We start from the raw sequence: 18,085 nt of genomic DNA on the forward strand, positions 1-18,085 counted from the left end.
GACATTTTATTACAAATAATGGACAGCCATTCATCACCTAATCAAACATATAAAATTGGTATCTTACTGATCGATGGCTTTGCCCTGATGTCCTATTCATCAGTTATCGAACCATTACGCGCCGGGAATTTGCTTGGTAAAAAAGTCCTTTATCAGGTTGATCATATTGCCGCAGGAAATGAACGCGAAATTTCAAGTTCAAGCAGTGCTGTAATCCCTACCAATGCCACCATGTCTGAAAATAAAGACTATGATCTTATTCTCGTTGTCGCCGGAGGAGATCCCTCCAGTTTTAAAGACGAACAGACATTTCAATGGTTACGCAATAAAGCACGATATGGCGCTAGACTGGGTGGTGTTTCCGCTGGTCCTGTTATCCTAGCCAATGCAGGTGTTATGAAAGGATATAGGATGACAGTACATTGGGAACATGCAGCAGCTCTGTCTGAAAACACCCCAAACCTACTGCTTGAACGAAGTCTTTACATCATGGATCGAGATCGCATTACCTGCGCAGGTGGAGTTGCCCCGTTGGATATGATGCATGCATTACAAAGTGAAATTCACGGACCGGAATTTGCCAGAAAAGTCAGTGACTGGTTCATCCATACGGATGTCAGACCGTCAGGAGACCCCCAGCGGTCTGGAATGATAGAGCGATTTGGTACTCATCATCCCTCTATTATTCAAACACTCGAAATAATGGAAAATCATATTGCTGACCCTTTGAACTTAAGGCAACTCGCCCTATTGTCCTCGATAAGCCCGCGCCAACTCAATAGGATTTTCATCGAGAAAATTGGACGGAGTACCATGTCTGTCTACCGGAATTTGCGATTGGAAAAGGCCCATAATCTTATTCAACAAACAGTGCTTTCATTAACAGAAATTGCCTTGGCAACAGGCTTTTCCAGCTCTGCACATTTTTCCAAAGCCTTTCAGGAAAAATACAGTTCGCCCCCCTCATCGTACAGACAGGATACACGATCAAAGGCACAACAACTCTAACCTGAATAACACAAAACCAAAAAATAAAGGGAATGAATTCAACCATGAAAACACTCCCTTTAAATGCAACATATTCAATAGATTACAAGATATAATCTATTGAATACTTTAACTTTAACGATCAGCCCATTCTTTGACTTTTTCAACGATCGCTGCATTTACAGCAACACCATTTTTATCCGCTTCAGTACGCGCATCAAAGCGTTCGGCACCATGCAGCCGAGCACCATCCTGATCAACAATTGCTTCGATCAAGTGGTCAACACGCTGCGAGAATGCGCCGCCAGAGGAGAGTTCCGGGTCAATAGCAATAAAGAACTGGCCTGTTTTTGGGGGGCCACCAACAGGACCGGAAAATGGGCTCGCATCAATACCAAGCGTTGCCCCTGTCATAGCAGCAGCCATTAACTCAACCATCAAAGCTGTACCAAAACCCTTATAACTGCCACTTGGGATCATTGTTCCTTTGAGGGCAACATCCGGATCTGTCGTTGGTTGACCATCTGGCCCAAGTGCCCATCCTTCAGGGATGGCCTTACCTTCACGAGCATGCTTCATGACTTCACTTTTTGCAATAACTGAAGCACTCTGATCAATCAGGATACGTGTTTCACCCGCAGCACCGGGGACAGCAACAGAGAAAGGATTAGTCCCAACGACAGCTTTTTTCCCACCAACAGGTGCGACAGAAGCAGGTGCATTGGTAAAACCGATACCGAGAAGACCCTGCGAAGCAAGGCGGTCAGTATGATACCCAAGAATACCACAGTTATAGGAATTACGTAATCCCAGTGCAGCAATTCCCTGTTCACGGGCAGCTTTGAGCAACCAATCAAATCCAAGATCGATCGCTGGATGAGCAAAACCTGTTTTAGCATCTGCAATTGCCAAGCCTGAACGAACAACATCCAATTCTGGCACGGCAGCACCATCAACCTTGCCACATTCCACATGCAAGCAATAGGTTGGGACATAGGCCAAACCGTGTGACGCAATGCCGTCTTGTTCGGTGGCCGCAACTGAACGCGCCAAAGAAGCCGCATTTGCCTCTGTTGTTCCTGCAGCAATCAAAGCCTTAAGTGCAAAGGCCTCAATCTCGGATACACTCATCGTTACAGTTTCAACCATGTGTTCTTCCTTTTATTTTTCTTGTTTAGTCATTTGTTGTTTTAAAGCTTAATCATTGTCGCTGAGGCCAGCGCCCGCCCCTTTAAGGCGAGACTCTTCCGTAGCCGGGACATACGTTCTTGCAGCAAAAGCTTGGAGATCAGCCCAGTCTTCTGAACTTAGGGGAACGCCCTGAACAACACGCTCGATAATTGTTCCTGATTTCTCTGCTCTTAAATTCGATAAATCCGACAAAATACCCGATACAGAAACTCGTTCAGCCTGTTCAGTCCCGAGATCATTGATAGTACCTTGTTCTAAATAGAGTACATCGGGTGCAATAATCACTTTCACTGCTCCCCCAGAAACTGAAAACCAGGAGACTGAGAACCCTTTACCAATAGCTTTTGCTGCACGCCCTAATATTGGAAGTATCAATGCTGGAGATATAACTGATTCCAGAATGATCTCATGACGATCCAATAGACGATCAGCTAAATCATTCAACGCGCTTCCACTGATTACAGGACACAGGGGGCCGTTTGGCGTGTTCCAGATGTCAAGATCCAAGGATTGAGGTCTCAACTCATTGTAAGCTTTACCATCATTGGTCTTTAGCAAAGAAAGCAGCAAGCAAACGTTTGGTAAGCCACGTGCAGCCAACCAACGTGTTGCTTTCCCGGCTTCTTCTGCCAAGCCCCAGGACATACCAGCTCCACGCGCGGCCTTACGTGCAGAAGCTTCGATTTCATTCAAGGAATAGCGTTCCATCACAAACTCCCCTCTTCACGAATATCCATAGGATAGGCCCAGTTATCTTCATCCATCGTTGCTAACTCGTGCGGATAGGGAGCATTTTGAAACATGGTAATACGTACCCAACGATCAGAACGTGGATCGAAGCGTGTCGCGCCAAAGAAAGACAATTTACATCGTAAGAGATCAACAGGTAGCAGATCTTCCCCGATCAGGTTGTCCTGAATTTCAGCATAGGGATAACGTTGAGTTAGCTGTACTCTGCGTGCAATCAGACGGTGTTCCGGATAATCAATCAGGAACGCACCAATCTTCTGATCTGTTTGTGCATTCAGTAAATCTTTGTATAGGCACGCAGCATCCCGGCCAATCGATAGCGGTTGTTCCAGATTATCCCCAGGTTCTTCGCCTCTGGACCCCAACCTTGGTTCCAGCTTTTCTTCCGATACATACCAGAAGAAAACAGAATTTGGGTGCGTGTCATAGTCCACGGACAAGGCCCAGCTATAGTGCTCTTCCAGTGCGACCAGAAGATCAGCAACACTTTGAGAGCCATCAATGCGAAAATTATCGTTTTCTTCTGCATACATCACAGATGCATAGGCATCGACAATCTCGGCATGGGGTTCAAGCAGCAAACTGACAAGCAGTTCCTGTCCTTCCAAAGACAGTTCAGACTCCCCCCAACGATAGAGCTTATCCCACGGAAGATCATCACCTGTGAAAGTATCCAGCGATAGAGCGCTCAATTTTTCCAGGTCACGCCGAAGAACGGTTACGCGCTCGGCTTGCCGTTCATCAACTGTAAACCAACGGTCAAGGGATAAATGAGCGCTTTCAAGATACACTTCATAGTGCTTTCTTGCCGCAGCTGTCATTGTAGGTAATGCGCGGATACGGGCTAATGCGCTTTCACGTGCATGTATCCAGCTATGTAATAAGATTGGGTGATTGACTAGAAATGGTGCCATCCCCAGGCCAGTCGAATTACCTACGCCCAAACTGCGTCGAATTTCAGGTTCTAACTTTACAGCAGTTTCTGGTGACCGATAGGTCGCCATTTGTTCAACGTAATCAGATACAAAATTTCTGATGAGCCAAACCGCCAGCATTTCAGCACGGAACGGACCCAACATTTCTGAACGGTTAGCAATTCGGTCTCGATCCGCCATACCAAGCTTGCCGTTCCCATAAACGGCGGTTGTCCGCATCAGGTAACCAACCTTATTCAATTCGGTTTGATCTGGTTGTCTGCCGGCTGCCAGTTCACGAACAACATATTCAAACAAGCGTACGCTTTTATTTGCGCGAGAGAGAACAAGTTCACTTTCCAGACATCGTCCGGCTTCCTGTTTGGGGACATTCAGTGACAAACGCTCGATATCGTCCTCCCCAATAACACCGTCATATAGCGCAAAAGTTGTATCCCACGCTTCTGCAATCACACGATCTGAACGTTTTGCCGGATCCAGATCATGGGCAAAACAAACCATGCTGTAGCTGCGTTCAGGGCCTTTTGCCAAATAAACAGCAATACCTTCGCCTTGTTCATTTATACGCCAGATCGGACATTCGAAGGTCCAGTTATCACGCTTCAAGCGACGCATTACTGCGCGCATAAAACTCAATCTCGTTTGATGGAAAGAGCCCAGACGATCCAGTTTCATGACCTGTTGTGGCGGCCGAAGTGAAATTGAATTTGTGCTATTTAGTTGCGTCGTCACACAAACCTCCAATGAACCAAGTAATTCAGGGAAGAAAGCTTTCTTCCCTGAATTCATGACAAGAACGATCTAGGCTTCTGCTGTAATCGGCACTGTATTTTCCCGATCACGTTTTTCCAGAATACCCGCAATTTGTGGCGCTGCCCACAAAGATGGCAACAACACCAGTGAAACCGGAACTGCCGTTACAACAATAAAGGATTGCAACGCACTAACGCCCCCGGATCCCAACGAGATCAAGATGATCGCCATAACGCCCATCGCAATGCCCCAAAACACACGAACAGGTGTGCTAGGTGTATCGCTATCTGACATCGCAACAGAAATACAATAGGTCATGGAATCACCTGTTGTTGCGACAAAAACAGTTGTCAGAACAAGAAACAGAACAGAGATCAGTAAACCGGCAGGAAGCTGTTTGGTAATTGCCAATAATGCAGCAGGTAAATTAAATCCTTCGAAAGCAGCAGAAACTGAGCCAGGATTAGCAAGTTCAAACGCAATTCCAGACCCGCCAACAATGGTGAACCAGAAACACGTTACGACAGGGGCTACGATTGAAAGCATGATCACAATCTGACGAATTGTGCGTCCACGCGATACACGTGCAATAAACATTGCCATCAATGGACCGTACCCCAGGAACCAGCCCCAGAAGAAGACAGTCCACCAGCCTAGCCATCCACCTTCAGCACGGAACATCGCCATCGGGATAAACTTGTCAACATACACACCGAAGCTATGTACAAAGCTATCAACGATAAAAGCAGTTGGCCCAAACAGGAACATGAATATCAACAACGCACAGGCCAAGATGACATTAAATCGGCTGAGAATTTGAATGCCTTTGTTTACACCCGTAACCGCAGAGGCCGTATAGATCCCGACCAGTACCGCAATAACAACAGCTTGAGAGGCAAAGCCATCCGAAAGGCCAAACAGATCCTGGAGACCATAGCTAACTTGCAAACCAAGAAAACCTATTGGGCCAACAGTTCCAGCAACAACAGCAATTATGCAAGATGCATCAGCAATAAGGCCAATTGGTCCTTTTAACGCACGCTCTTTAAAAACCGGGTAAAGCAACGTACGGGGAGCTAATGGCAAGCCTTTTTCGTAATGATAATACATCAGGACGACAGTGGTCAGCGCGCCAAGAATAGCCCATGCCAGAAAACCCCAATGCATAAAAGCCTGTGCCAATGCAGGATATGCAGCTTCAGCTGTTTTCGCTTCAACACCGAAGAGAGGTGGCGGGGAAAGAAAGTGTGCCATTGGCTCACCCGCGGCCCAAAAAACACCACCGCCGGCTAGCAAGGTACACATGATCATGGCACCCCATTGAAAAACGGTAAATTCAGGCTTATCCAATTTCCCAAGGACGACAGAACCACGCCCACTAAAGGCCATAAAAAGACCAATAACAAACGTTAGTAATAGCAATACCTGCCAATAGGCACCAAAGATCTGAACTGACCAGCCAAAACCCGCATTGACCAGCTCTTTTAGCAAATCAATATCAATCAGTGCCAAGCCGCAAAACGCCGCAATAAAGCCGCCGGTAACGGCAAAAAGAGGAACATTTACCCCTTTGAGAATACCGTCACCAGTTGTTGACGTATACGCCATCTAAGTTACTCCCTAAGTATCATAATCAAGCAGAGCGAACGGTTCCAATGTTGTTCCCATTGGTTATCCCCTTCTCACTGTGTTAATGGTCAAATATTAGACCTGTTGCCTTTTAAGGCTGTTGTGGGCCAAACGAGTTTTCGTAGAATGAAAACCAGTTCATACCCATAATCTGTGCTGTTTCTTCTTGCGAAAATCCAACATCCCGCAACCCTGCAGCAAGGTTGGGAAAATCTCTGTTGTCTCTGAACCAATCAGGCATTTCAGGAAAACCGGGATTTGACGCAGAGCCTTCACCGTAATCGATTGTCTTGGTCCATCGTCCAACGCGCATCCATTCAACGATTGAATCTGGTTGATCCTGACAAAGATCACTGCCAATACCGATGCTTTCAACGCCGATCATTTCAGCAGTTTTAGCGATCATTGTGCAAAACTCTTCAAGCGTGCAGTCACTCTTTCCTTTCAGATGATGAGGGTAGAGTGAAAACCCGACCATACCGCCTGATTGCGCCAAAGCTTTCAAAACGGTATCTGATTTATTACGCAATGCCGGATGCCAAAAACTTGGATTGGCATGGGTAATTGCAATCGGGCGTTCAGAGATTTCAATAGCTTCAAGCGTAGAACGTTCCGCAGAATGAGACATATCAACCACAAGGCCAACACGGTTCATTTCCTTGATCACTTGCTTCCCCATCCGGGTAATTCCCGGATCTTCGGCTTCGTAACATCCTGTCGCCAACAAAGATTGATTGTTATAGGACAACTGCATGAAACGCGCGCCAAGTGTGTGGCAAATCTCGACAAGCCCGATATCATCTTCAATCGGGGAACAGTTCTGAAAGCCAAAGAAAATAGCTGTGCGGCCACTTTCATTGGCACGGCGAATATCATCCGCCGTGCGACCGTGAATAATCAAATGATCATGTTGTTCGAAAAAACGGTTCCACTGTTCAACATTGGTTACAGTTTCGCGAAACATCTCGTGATAACAGATCGTGGCATGAACGGCATCAACACCACCTTCACGCATTTGGGCAAAAGTCTTTTCTGACCAATTACAGTATTGAAGACAGTCAATTACATATGATTTTTTGTCGCTCATGCCTATATCTCCTACTCTGGCCTAATGATTACTCTGGCGAACCAGAACTGATGTAGGATGTTTTAACCTGCGTATAGAACTCGGCTGCATAAGAACCTTGCTCACGAGGACCATAACTTGAATCACCACGGCCACCGAAAGGTACGTGATAGTCAGTGCCTGCAGTTGGCAGGTTAATCATGACACAGCCAGTACGGCTGTTACGGCGATAGTGATTAGCGCGCGCAAGAGAGTTGGTCATGATACCAGATGTCAAACCAAAACCAGTGTTATTAGAAACACTTAAAGCTTCATCATAAGATCCAACTTTAATAACACAGGCAATCGGGGCAAACATTTCTTCGCGGTTGATTTTCATGGAATTGTCACCGTTGATGAACAAAGCCGGGGACATGAAATATCCCTCAGTTGCCATATCCAGACGATCACCACCACAAACCAATTCACAGCCTTCCTCTTTTGCCAATTTCATGTAGGCAAGATTGGAATTAAGCTGTGTTTCGCTAACAACCGGACCAAGTTGAACACCGTCGGTCAAAGCATGTCCGACTTTCATCGCTTTTGTTGCCGCGCTTGCTTTTTCGACAAATGCATCGTGAATTTTTTCATGAACGATCAAGCGTGAAGAAGCCGTACATTTTTGCCCCGTTCCGCCGAAAGCACCACCAACCGCACAAGAAACAGCGAGATCAAGATCTGCATCATCCATAACCACCAATGGGTTCTTGGACCCCATCTCCATTTGAACTTTGGTCATGTTTGCCATCGCAGACGCAGCAATACCACGGCCGACATCAACAGAACCAGTAAATGAGATAGCGTCAACACCAGCACTTTCCACAAGGCGCTGACCAACGGAAGAACCGCCGCCCATTACCAGGTTGAAAAGTCCTTTTGGCAGATCATGACGAGAAAAGATCTCTGCCAATGCCCAAGCGCTTGCCGGAGTCAGGTTCGCAGGCTTCCATACGACCGCGTTTCCATATGCCAATGCCGGGGCAATTTTCCACGTCGCTGTCGCTGTTGGGAAGTTCCAAGGCGAGATAATAGCAACCACACCAACAGGTTCACGGCGAACATCAATTTCTATACCGTCGCGTACAGAATCAGCAGTGTCACCCATCTGACGAAGCACTTCAGCCGCATAGTAGGTGAAAAATTGCCCAGCACGGAAGATCTCACCCTTACCTTCAGCAAGTGGCTTACCTTCTTCACGAGAAAGCAATTCGCCCAACTCCGCAGCGCGGTTTTTCATTTCTTCGCCGATTGACATCAAAACGTTATAGCGTTTTTCCAAGCCTGTTGCGGCCCAAACTTTTTGTGCCTGCCTAGCAGCATCCAGTGCAGTATCCAGTTGCGCACTGCTTGCTTGCGCATACTGACCAATAACGTCTGACAAATCGGATGGGTTTATGTTTTTGATGTAGTCATCAGCGGCAACCCATTCACCAGCGATATAATTGGAAAAATTGGACATGATTACCTTCTCATTTCAATCAACACAGCAGGCGTTTCAAATCAATACAGTCGAAAGAGGCCCAGCAAAAAATTCTGAAAACATTTCCGCAAAATTTGCAACTTTCGTCAAATTCAAATAATTTAGGAAAATTTCAATTTTATTGAATAAAGGAAAATAACAATGGCGATCACCCTTGCCATGCTCAAAACCTTTGTTTCTGTTGCAGAAAACGGTTCCTTAATGGAAGCCGCAAAACAGTTGGGTAGAACACCATCAGCCGTTTCAATGGCCCTTAAACAGCTTGAAATCGAATTTGATGCCCAACTTTTTTCTGGTGAGCGCAAAGGTAACTTAACCCCAACCGGTATTTTTGCATTGGAACAGGCCCGTAATTTAACCGATCAATGTGACGAAGTTTTCTCCGCGATCAGAGCCTACGCGAAAAATGAAATCGGGTATATTTCGCTTGCCTGTGTTCCATCTGTTGCAGAGCATATTTTACCACAGGTGATCAAAGCGTTCCACGCCCAGTGGCCGAAAGTAGAAATTGAAATCCGGGATGCTGATTCACGTAGTGTTATCAACGCAGTTCATAGCGGACGTGTCCAATTTGGCCTAGCAAGTTTGGCAAAAAAATTACCCGGTATCGAGTTCACTCCCCTTTTCGAAGACAGCCTTGGTCTTGTGAGTAGTGCCGAGGATGCCCCACCTCTTCCGAATAAAAACATCAACTCAAAAAAACTGGGATCATTTTTAAAAAACAAAAAGTTGCTACTGAACAGTATAACGCAATCAATCACTCTTCCCGAGATATTAGAAAATCAGGAGAGTAGCCGTATTACAGTACATAACGTGACATCAGTCCTAGCCTTGGTAAAAGCTGGTGCAGGCGTCACGGTACTTCCCAGACTACTGGTTCCAGAAACAGACACTTCCCTAAACTTCATTCCCTTCACAGATGAAAAGTTACGACGCACCGTTGGCCTCTTCCAACGTAATGGTACTCTTCTATCACCCGCCGCTCTTTCTCTGATCGAAAAAGTACATACCCGCATTGCTGAGATCGAACACAACATGGGGGGAAACTTCACGAAACTGGACGTTCCATCTTGCGAATAATTTCATATCGTTCCACTAAATAACCTGGGTACAAAACCTATGTCTGAAAACATTCTATCAATCAAAGAGTTGGAAAAACTTGCGCAAGATGCCCTGATCAATTTTGGTGCAGGAAATGATGCTGCGTATTCAGTCGCAAAGGCTGCTGTTCGTGCAGAGAGCGAAGGAAATTACATTTGTGGGTTACTTTATATCCCCCTTTTATGTGAACAACTAAAAGTTGAAAAAATTAAGGGAAAAGCAAAACCAAGTATAGAAATTAAAGCCTCAGCAGCAATTACCGTTGATGCATCGGATGGACTGGCTCACCCAGCAATCGAACTTGGATTACCACATTTACAAGAAGCGGCCCTTAGCTCTGGGATTGCTGCAATGACTGTAAACAATTCAACTAACTGCTTGGCTCTGTCCCATTTTCTTTTACCATTAGCCCAAAATAGTTTGATTGGATTAGGTTTTGCTAACTGTCCAGCAGTCATGGCTCCTCCCGGTGGGAAAACGCCAATACTTGGTACAAACCCAATTTCTATGGTTGTACCAGGAAAACACGCTCCGAAAATCATCATCGATCAAAGTAGCAGTGCTGTTGCTATGACAGAACTAATTCTTCGTAGAGATTGCGGTCATCAACTCGAAGAAGGCTGGGCGCTGGATCAAGATGGAACCCCAACAGTCGATCCATCAAAAGGACTTGCTGGATCCATGGTTCCTAGTGGTGGATATAAAGGATTTGGTATTGCTTTGATCGTTGAAATACTTAGTGTTGCACTCAGTGGAGCTCAATTAAGTTCCCAGGCAAATCCCTATTTTGGGGATAAAGGTGGTCCTTCTAAAACAGGGCAATGCATTATAGCTATCAATCCAATGACATTTAATCCGAATTTTTTAACTGTTATTGATGATCTATGTTCATCAATTGAAAGTCAGGAAGGTTCGCGTTTGCCCGGGAAAATCAAATCAAAAAATTACAATCACGCAAAAAAGCATGGCCTATCAATTGAAAAAACATTTGTGGAGCAATTAAGAAGTTTGTCGACAAAGAGTAATTAATTCTAGATATAATAACATTCTATCTTGTTGAATTGTTGCTGTACTTTCACAACAAAATCGACAAATAATCGATAATTATCACCTTTGGCATCACATAATCATAATCTTGATTACATTGTATGATTGTTCTTAAAAACGGCCTATCGCATGATTTTTAAAACTCAGGACAAAAATAACAAGAAAAGCTATGTGAATATCATAACAAAATCAGGGGTGAATAATGGATATGAAAAACGTATCAGCTCCGCCAGAACAGCTATTTGGGCGGCATCGTCGAAAGATTGCACCCTATGAAATTCCAGAACATCCCGGTGAGAATGCCAATCCTCAAGAGCTGGAAGAATGGGCGCGTGCCAAAGCTTCCAGTTTAAATCAACATGTTATTGGATATGGTTCTTTGGCTGAAAGCGAATGGCAAATTGCTGAAATACCAGAACCTGATCTTGGTACAATGCGACGCTATCGATTGAACCGTATTCGTGAGCAACTTCAAGCTCGGGACCTTGCCGGTATTTATCTCTATGATCCCCTGAATGTACGCTACGCAACAGATGCCAGTAACATGCAACTCTGGACTTTGCACAATCCTGTACGGGCTTGCTTCGTTGCTATAAATGGCCCTGTTATTCTTTATGATTTTCACAACTGTGAACATCTTTCCGATCATTCTGAAGTGGTCGATGAAGTACATCCCGGTATCGCATGGTTTTATTTTGAAGCAGGTAACCGTATTGAAGAACAGGCCGCCAATTGGGCCAAGCAAACGGCTGATCTCGTGTATCAATATGGTGGTGGCAACAAACGTCTGGCTTTTGATCAAATAGACCCACACGGCATTCCCCATCTCAATCGCGAAGGTATCGAGGTCATCTATGGTGAAGACGCGATGGAAGAAGCCCGCAAAATTAAATCACCAGACGAAATACTTTGCATGCGTCGTGCTATTACGGCTTGCGAATCCGCCATGCATCAAATGGAAACCGCCCTACGTCCGGGAAAGAGCGAGAACGATTTGTGGTCAATCTTGCATGCTGAGAACATTCGTCGCGGTGGAGAGTGGATTGAAACCCGTTTGCTTTCTTCCGGCCCTCGAACCAATCCCTGGTTTCAGGAATCGTCTTCACGAATCATAGAAGATGGCGACCTTGTTGCATTTGATACTGACCTTATTGGTCCTTATGGATTTTGTTGCGATATTTCCAGAACATGGCTGGCTGGTGATGGAATACCAAGTAACGAGCAACGCGCCCTGTATCAAATGGCTCTGGAGCAAATAGATCATAATCGTGAAATGTTGGCACCCGGTATTAGCTTTAGAGAGCTTTCACTAAAGGGAAAAAGCTTGCCTGAAGAGTACCTGGCAAACAGATATTCCGTCTTGTTTCACGGTGTTGGTCTCTGTGATGAATATCCTGCTGTCCGATACCCTTCAGATTGGGATGCCGTAGGCTATGAAGGGCAACTGGAACCCGGCATGGTCGTCTGTGTGGAAAGTTACGTTGGTCGTCATGGCGGACACGAAGGCGTCAAACTTGAAGACCAAATTCTCATTACAGAAACGGGATATGAACAACTTTCAACTTACCCCCTGGATGATCGCCTAATGGGCATTATCGACTAATAGATTAAGTCATAAGCAATTCAATTAGCTAAGGGCAAAGAGTGTTGAAACACCCTTTGCCTTATACGAAGGCTATTACCCCATCATTCTCTCTGCTTTGGGGTCAAAGAGGGTTTCCATAAACATTCTGGCCTTGAGCATCACCCCAAGGACTTCGATTTCCACCTCAAGGCCATCATTGGCAATATCGGTTGGCAAAAATCCATAGGCTACTGATTTCTTGCTGTAATGGGCATAACCACCCGATGTCACAAAACCGACTACATTGCCGCCGTGCCAGATGGGTTCATCCCCCCACACATCAGCATCTATTGCTTCAACAATAAAGGTGCAGAGCTTTCGACTGGCCCCCTCTTCTTTTTCTTTCACTGCCGCAGCTTTACCTATGAAGTCAGCTTTTTTATTGTATGCAGTGAAACGATCCATCCCTGTCTCCACGGGCATATAGTCCGGACGAAACTCTCTTCCCCATGATCCAAAAGATTTTTCAAGTCTCAACGACATCATAGCGCGCATACCAAAAGGTTTTAGACCTAAATCCTTCCCTGTTTCAGAGAGAATATTATAGAGAGAAGTCTGCTCTTCGATCGGTACATAAATTTCATAACCAAGATCCCCCGTATAGGAAACTCTTTGAACCAAAGCACGACAAGTACCTATGTCTGTCTCTTTAACATCCAGAAATTTAAAGCTCTCTGCGGAAACATCTTCGAAAGCAACACGGCTCAGTAATTCGCGTGCATTTGGCCCCGCAATCTGAAAGCCAATGCGTTTAGTCGAGATATTCTCAACAGTAACAAAGCCATCAGACGGCAAATTATCTTCAAACCAGCGCATATGTGCCGCCTGCATTCCAAAAGATGCCGTCACCATAAATTCATGCTCATCCAAACAGGACACGGTGAAATCACCAATCAACTTGCCCTTGTGGCTCAACATAGGATTAAGCGCCAGCCGTCGCGGTTTTGGAATGCGACCAGCCATAATTATATCCAGCCAATCCCGTGCCCCCTTCCCCGTAACACGGTACTTTCCAAAATTATGAACCTCGTTAATCCCAACGGCCTCACGAACCGCACAACATTCAGCAGCAACCGCATCAAAAGCATTACTCCGCCTGAAGCTCGGCGTTTCTTCTAACGGTTCGCCTTCTGGTGCGAAATAGTTCACAGCCTCCATGCCATACGCCGCACCAAACACAGCGCGTTGTTCTTTCCAGATATGATAAGCCGGGGTTGTTTGATGTGGACGTGCAACAGGCAATTCTTCATTTGGATATGAAACAGAAAAGCGCCGTTGATAATTTTCTTTCACCTTCGCTCGTGTATATCCCGGTGTGATCCAATCGCCAAAACGGGCAACATCCATAGCGAAAACATCCCGTGACGGTTCGCCATCAATCATCCATTCCGCCAAGGTTAATCCCACCCCGCCACCTTGTGAAAAACCAGCCATAACCCCACAAGCAGACCAATAGTTTTGTAAACCGGGAACAGGGCCAACAAGTGGGTTTCCATCAGGCGCAAAGGTAAAAGGCCCATTGATAACTGTTTTAACGCCGACCCGTTCCAAAACAGGGAACCGCTTGAAAGCAAATTCCAATGAATCACCAATACGATCCAGATTGTTATTTAAAAGTTCATGACCAAAATCCATCGGTGTTCCGCGTTCAGCCCATGCGTCACAGGCTTGCTCGTAAAATCCGATACAAAGCCCCCTTCCTTCTTGCCGAAGATAACTTTCCCCTTCCGGATCCATGACATGGGGTAATTCACGATCCAGTTCATAAACTTCAGGCGCATCTTCGGTGACCAGATATTGATGTTCCATTGGATGAAGCGGCATATAAACGCCAGCCATTTCACCAACTTCACGCGCCCACAAACCACCTGCATTCACAATGTGTTCGGCTATAACAGTGCCTTCTTTCGTAACAACTTCCCAAAAGCCATCAGCTTGCGGGTTGAGCTCTAACACGGGATTACGCAAAACAATCTCTGCCCCGGCCATCTTCGCCGCTTTGGCATAAGCATGGGTTGTTCCCGAAGGATCAAGATGCCCGTCAAGAGGATCGTAAAGCGCCCCTATAATACCCTCAATATTGGTAATTGGTGACAATTTCTTGATTTCTTCTGGGCTGACAATCTCGGTATCCAGTCCCATATAGCGATGTTTTGCACGCTCGGCCTTGAGAAAATCCATACGTTCCGGTGTAGAAGCCAGAGTAACCCCGCCAACATGATGCAGACCACAGGACATCCCGGTGATTTCTTCAAGTTCCTTGTAAAGCCGGATCGTATAACCTTGAAGCGCGGCCATGTTCGTATCTGCGTTCAAAGTATGAAAACCGCCGGCTGCGTGCCATGTTGAACCAGATGTAAGCTCTGACCTTTCAATCAACATAACATCGCTCCACCCGAGCTTTGTCAGGTGATAGAGAACGGAACAACCAACAACACCGCCACCTATGACGGCTACACGAGTATGTGATTTCATAAGACCTATCCGATTACTGAGAAGCTGGAATTTTGATTGATTTCACGATTACGGGCAAACACACCAAGCGAAATGGTTTTGTCGATGTGCTCCAGATGGAATTGCAATGGTATAGCATCATGGTCATGGCCGTTCTCACATGCCTCTACAATTGCCATCATCATCTTCCCGGCGACAGGCGCGTTCTTGTACTGGTTTCCACTAGTACCCACAGCCATATAAAAACCGGGCAAACAGCTTTTATCGTATATCGGCATCCAGTCTTCCGTCACATCATAAAGGGCAACAACACCCTTGGTTTTAGAGGGAATGCCAAGTTCAGGGAAACGTTGCGCCATGCGCATCACAAGAACTTTCCACTGCTCGGAAAAATTTTCATCGTAATTATCGGGATCATCCACCCATTCTTTTTCATCACAGGCAGGATCTTCAGATCCAATCAGAATATTGTTTCCTGTCTCGGGGCGACAGTAGGTATGGATATCACTATCAGAATAAACCATTCCCTCTTTTTCAAAATCAAATCCTGCCGGCGACGGTACATGAGCAACCTCATGACGAAGAGCTCGCGTGCTCATTTTCATATCCCCACATACGCCCGCCATTTCATTGACTTTGGATGAATGCGGACCGGCAACATTAATCACAACAGGCGCGTTAATCTCAGTCCCATCAGCTAATTTAACGCCACTTACCCGTCCATTTTGTTTCAGGATCTCACTGACTTCTGTTTTAAACAAAAACTCTGCCCCATTGGCTTCAGCAGCGCGTTGAGCATTATGGGCCGACAATTTGGGATCATTCACATAACCGCCACGCGGGAAGAAAACAGCACCTTCGACAGCTGGTCCCGTCGGCAATCCAAATTCAGGATCTTCCGGGCGGCGAGCAGGCTCAAATTGTTGTGTATCAGCTATCGGTAAATATTTTTTAATCTCAGATGTCTGAATATCTTGATAGGGGCACCCAATTTCATCCATTGTTGCGCAGACCTTACTGAGCGAATGATTGTGAGGTGTTTTAATAACGAGGCATCCGGTTTCTTTATATTCAATCATGCCATGATCATCTTGAACGCCTATGTATTCGTCCCAATTTTTCCAGTAATGCCAGCCTTCATAAGCAAGCGCACAGGTTTCCAAAGCAGAATAGTAAGTTCGAATAATCGCGCAGGAACCTGATGTCGAGCCATATCCAGATTCAGGCAACTTATCGATGGATAGAGTTTTCCACCCTTTCTTGGCCATTTCAAAAGCTGTACAGGCCCCGATGACCCCTGCACCAATGATGATTGCGTCGTATGATTTACTCATTCTTCTCTTCGTCCCTGTTGTTTCCTGATGTCTGGGTTTTGTTCCAGATTCATGGAATCCGTTCTTGGTTATTGATTTTTTTTGCTTTTATCTGACATAATTTTTCAAACTAGAAATCCCCTGACACACCCCCCTCAGAGGTTCTGCGTGCCACAAAATCAGCTATTTCATCCTGTCTACTGATATCGAGATCTGGTTGCTGGTAGTCATTGATAATGTTTTTATAAATTGAATGCGCCCGCTCTGTTGTTGTCTTTGATCCATTTTCTTCCCAGTTTTCGAAATTATTCCAATCAGACAAAATCGGAGAATAAAACGCTGTTTCATAACGCTCGAGTGTATGTGGCGTACCAAAGAAATGCCCGCCTGGACCGACATCCTTAACAGCATCTAACCCTAAGCTACTTTCTGTTATTTCAGGTGGTTGCAGAAACTTTGTCATCATTTGCAACATCTCGGCATCGATGATTACCTTCTCGAAAGAGGCACATAACCCGCCTTCAATCCATCCTGCACCATGCATCAGCATATTGGCCTGTCCCATAACCGCAGACCATATAGACATCTGACTTTCGTAAGTTGCCTGTGCATCGACACAATTCGATGCATTGGCATTAGATGAACGATAAGGGACACCAATCCGCCGGGCCAGTTGCCCACCAATCATTGCCGCTTGTGCATTCTCAGGCGTTCCAAAAGCAGGCGATCCACTTTTCATGTCAACATTAGAAGTAAAGCCCCCATAAGCAACGGGGCATCCCGGGGCAACCAACTGTAACAATGTCATCCCGGCAAGTGCTTCAGCATGTTGTTGAGCCAAAGCCCCTGCAATGGTAATCGGTGCCATGGCACCTGAGAGGGTAAAGGGTGTAATGACACATAGCTGGTTGTGACGTGCCATTTCCATAGCACCATCAATCATCACCCCGTCCAAACGAAGGGGCGAAGATGTGTTGATAATCGTGAATAATCGGGTTTTTTCCTTGAAGTCGTCCCAGTTTTCACACTCATGCGCTATACGGGTAATTTCCAAAGCATCAGTAATACGTTCTTTCCCCAACGCGTAGGCGTGGTAAACCTTGTCCGTAAGCAAAGCCATATCCGCAATACATTCGAGGTGCCGTATGCGTGGCAGGATATCAACTGGCTCTACCGGATACCCTGCAATAAAATGTACAATATTCAACGACTGGCACAGCTTTAAAAGGTTACGATAATCTTCCTGATTTCCGGGACGTCGACCACGTTCTATGTCGCTAACATTTGGCGCCGATGCTACAGACCCAAAAGAGATGTTCCCAGGTGACAAGCTTAAATTATGTACCGGATTACGGGCGTGTAAAACCACATCCGATGGAGCATTTGACATGGCCTCTTTGATCAACCCCCGGTCCATAAAAACCCGGTCACTTCCAACCTCTATCTTTGCGCCGACTTTATGAAAAATGTCTTTTGCTTCTTTATGCAGAATATCAATACCAACTTCTTCGAGAATACGGTAAGCCGTATCACAAATAGCATCGATTTGACCTTCATCGAGTATCTCAACAGGTTGATAAGGTGTCCGAACCTTGGACCAAGGTAACTGCTGAAACGCAAATGCAGCAATATGCGGCCTTTTATTCCTTTTACGCCCAGATCTTTGCATCATGATCGCGTCTCCCAATACAGTACAAAACACCTAAAACAAAACAA

General features: G+C 45.7%; 13 protein-coding genes. 4 read left to right on the forward strand and 9 right to left on the reverse strand.

Annotation, left to right across the window (positions count from 1 at the left end; genetic code table 11):
* Nucleotides 1-18 precede the first annotated feature (18 nt).
* Nucleotides 19-1,008: a GlxA family transcriptional regulator gene (locus D9A03_RS01900; protein ID WP_120495543.1), complete on the forward strand. Its 990-nt coding sequence runs from the start codon at nt 19-21 to the stop codon at nt 1,006-1,008.
* A 114-nt stretch (nt 1,009-1,122) separates the two neighbouring features.
* On the opposite strand, the gene D9A03_RS01905 is transcribed toward D9A03_RS01900, so the two are convergent.
* From D9A03_RS01905 to D9A03_RS01930, 6 genes are all read right to left on the reverse strand, one after another.
* Nucleotides 1,123-2,136 carry an Ldh family oxidoreductase gene (locus D9A03_RS01905; protein ID WP_120495544.1) on the reverse strand — a complete coding sequence of 338 codons (1,014 nt, stop codon included), beginning with the start codon at nt 2,134-2,136 and terminating at the stop codon, nt 1,123-1,125.
* A 48-nt stretch (nt 2,137-2,184) separates the two neighbouring features.
* A complete protein-coding gene (locus D9A03_RS01910; protein ID WP_120495545.1) occupies nt 2,185-2,886 on the reverse strand; it encodes a DUF3726 domain-containing protein in 702 nt (233 codons plus the stop codon).
* Nucleotides 2,886-4,595, reverse strand: coding sequence for a hypothetical protein (locus tag D9A03_RS01915; protein ID WP_216825355.1), 1,710 nt, complete (start codon nt 4,593-4,595; stop codon nt 2,886-2,888). The genes D9A03_RS01910 and D9A03_RS01915 overlap by 1 nt, the downstream gene beginning before the upstream one ends.
* A 69-nt stretch (nt 4,596-4,664) precedes the next feature.
* Nucleotides 4,665-6,224, reverse strand: a complete 1,560-nt coding sequence (locus D9A03_RS01920) for a BCCT family transporter (RefSeq protein ID WP_120495546.1) — start codon at nt 6,222-6,224, stop codon at nt 4,665-4,667.
* Between the two features lie 112 nt (nt 6,225-6,336).
* Nucleotides 6,337-7,332, reverse strand: coding sequence for a membrane dipeptidase (locus D9A03_RS01925; RefSeq protein WP_120495547.1), 996 nt, complete (start codon nt 7,330-7,332; stop codon nt 6,337-6,339).
* A gap of 28 nt (nt 7,333-7,360) precedes the next feature.
* Nucleotides 7,361-8,809 (reverse strand): aldehyde dehydrogenase family protein, encoded by a 1,449-nt coding sequence (locus D9A03_RS01930; protein WP_120495548.1) that lies wholly within the window; start codon nt 8,807-8,809, stop codon nt 7,361-7,363.
* A 162-nt stretch (nt 8,810-8,971) separates the two neighbouring features.
* On the opposite strand from D9A03_RS01930, the gene D9A03_RS01935 reads away from it, so the two are divergent.
* The 3 genes from D9A03_RS01935 (at nt 8,972) to D9A03_RS01945 (ending at nt 12,581) form a co-directional block, all read left to right on the forward strand.
* Nucleotides 8,972-9,910, forward strand: coding sequence for a LysR family transcriptional regulator (locus D9A03_RS01935; RefSeq protein ID WP_120495549.1), 939 nt, complete (start codon nt 8,972-8,974; stop codon nt 9,908-9,910).
* Nucleotides 9,911-9,949: 39 nt separating this feature from the next.
* On the forward strand, nt 9,950-10,960 hold the full coding sequence (locus D9A03_RS01940) for an Ldh family oxidoreductase (RefSeq protein ID WP_120495550.1): 1,011 nt from the start codon (nt 9,950-9,952) through the stop codon (nt 10,958-10,960).
* Between the two features lie 220 nt (nt 10,961-11,180).
* Nucleotides 11,181-12,581, forward strand: a complete 1,401-nt coding sequence (locus tag D9A03_RS01945) for a Xaa-Pro peptidase family protein (protein ID WP_120495551.1) — start codon at nt 11,181-11,183, stop codon at nt 12,579-12,581.
* 75 nt (nt 12,582-12,656) lie between these two features.
* Here the strand turns inward: D9A03_RS01945 and D9A03_RS01950 are convergent, their stop codons facing one another.
* The 3 genes from D9A03_RS01950 to D9A03_RS01960 all read right to left on the reverse strand — a co-directional run bounded on the left by D9A03_RS01950 (nt 12,657) and on the right by D9A03_RS01960 (nt 18,041).
* Nucleotides 12,657-15,077: an FAD-dependent oxidoreductase gene (locus tag D9A03_RS01950; protein ID WP_120495552.1), complete on the reverse strand. Its 2,421-nt coding sequence runs from the start codon at nt 15,075-15,077 to the stop codon at nt 12,657-12,659.
* Between the two features lie 5 nt (nt 15,078-15,082).
* The gene (locus tag D9A03_RS01955; RefSeq protein ID WP_120495553.1) at nt 15,083-16,390 is read right to left on the reverse strand and encodes an FAD-binding oxidoreductase; all 1,308 of its coding nucleotides are present in this window, start codon (nt 16,388-16,390) and stop codon (nt 15,083-15,085) included.
* A gap of 109 nt (nt 16,391-16,499) precedes the next feature.
* Nucleotides 16,500-18,041: a trimethylamine methyltransferase family protein gene (locus D9A03_RS01960; protein ID WP_120495554.1), complete on the reverse strand. Its 1,542-nt coding sequence runs from the start codon at nt 18,039-18,041 to the stop codon at nt 16,500-16,502.
* Nucleotides 18,042-18,085 lie beyond the last annotated feature (44 nt).

The sequence above is a fragment of the Kiloniella sp. EL199 genome (genome assembly GCF_900313065.1).
Taxonomy (GTDB): Bacteria; Pseudomonadota; Alphaproteobacteria; order Kiloniellales; family Kiloniellaceae; genus Kiloniella.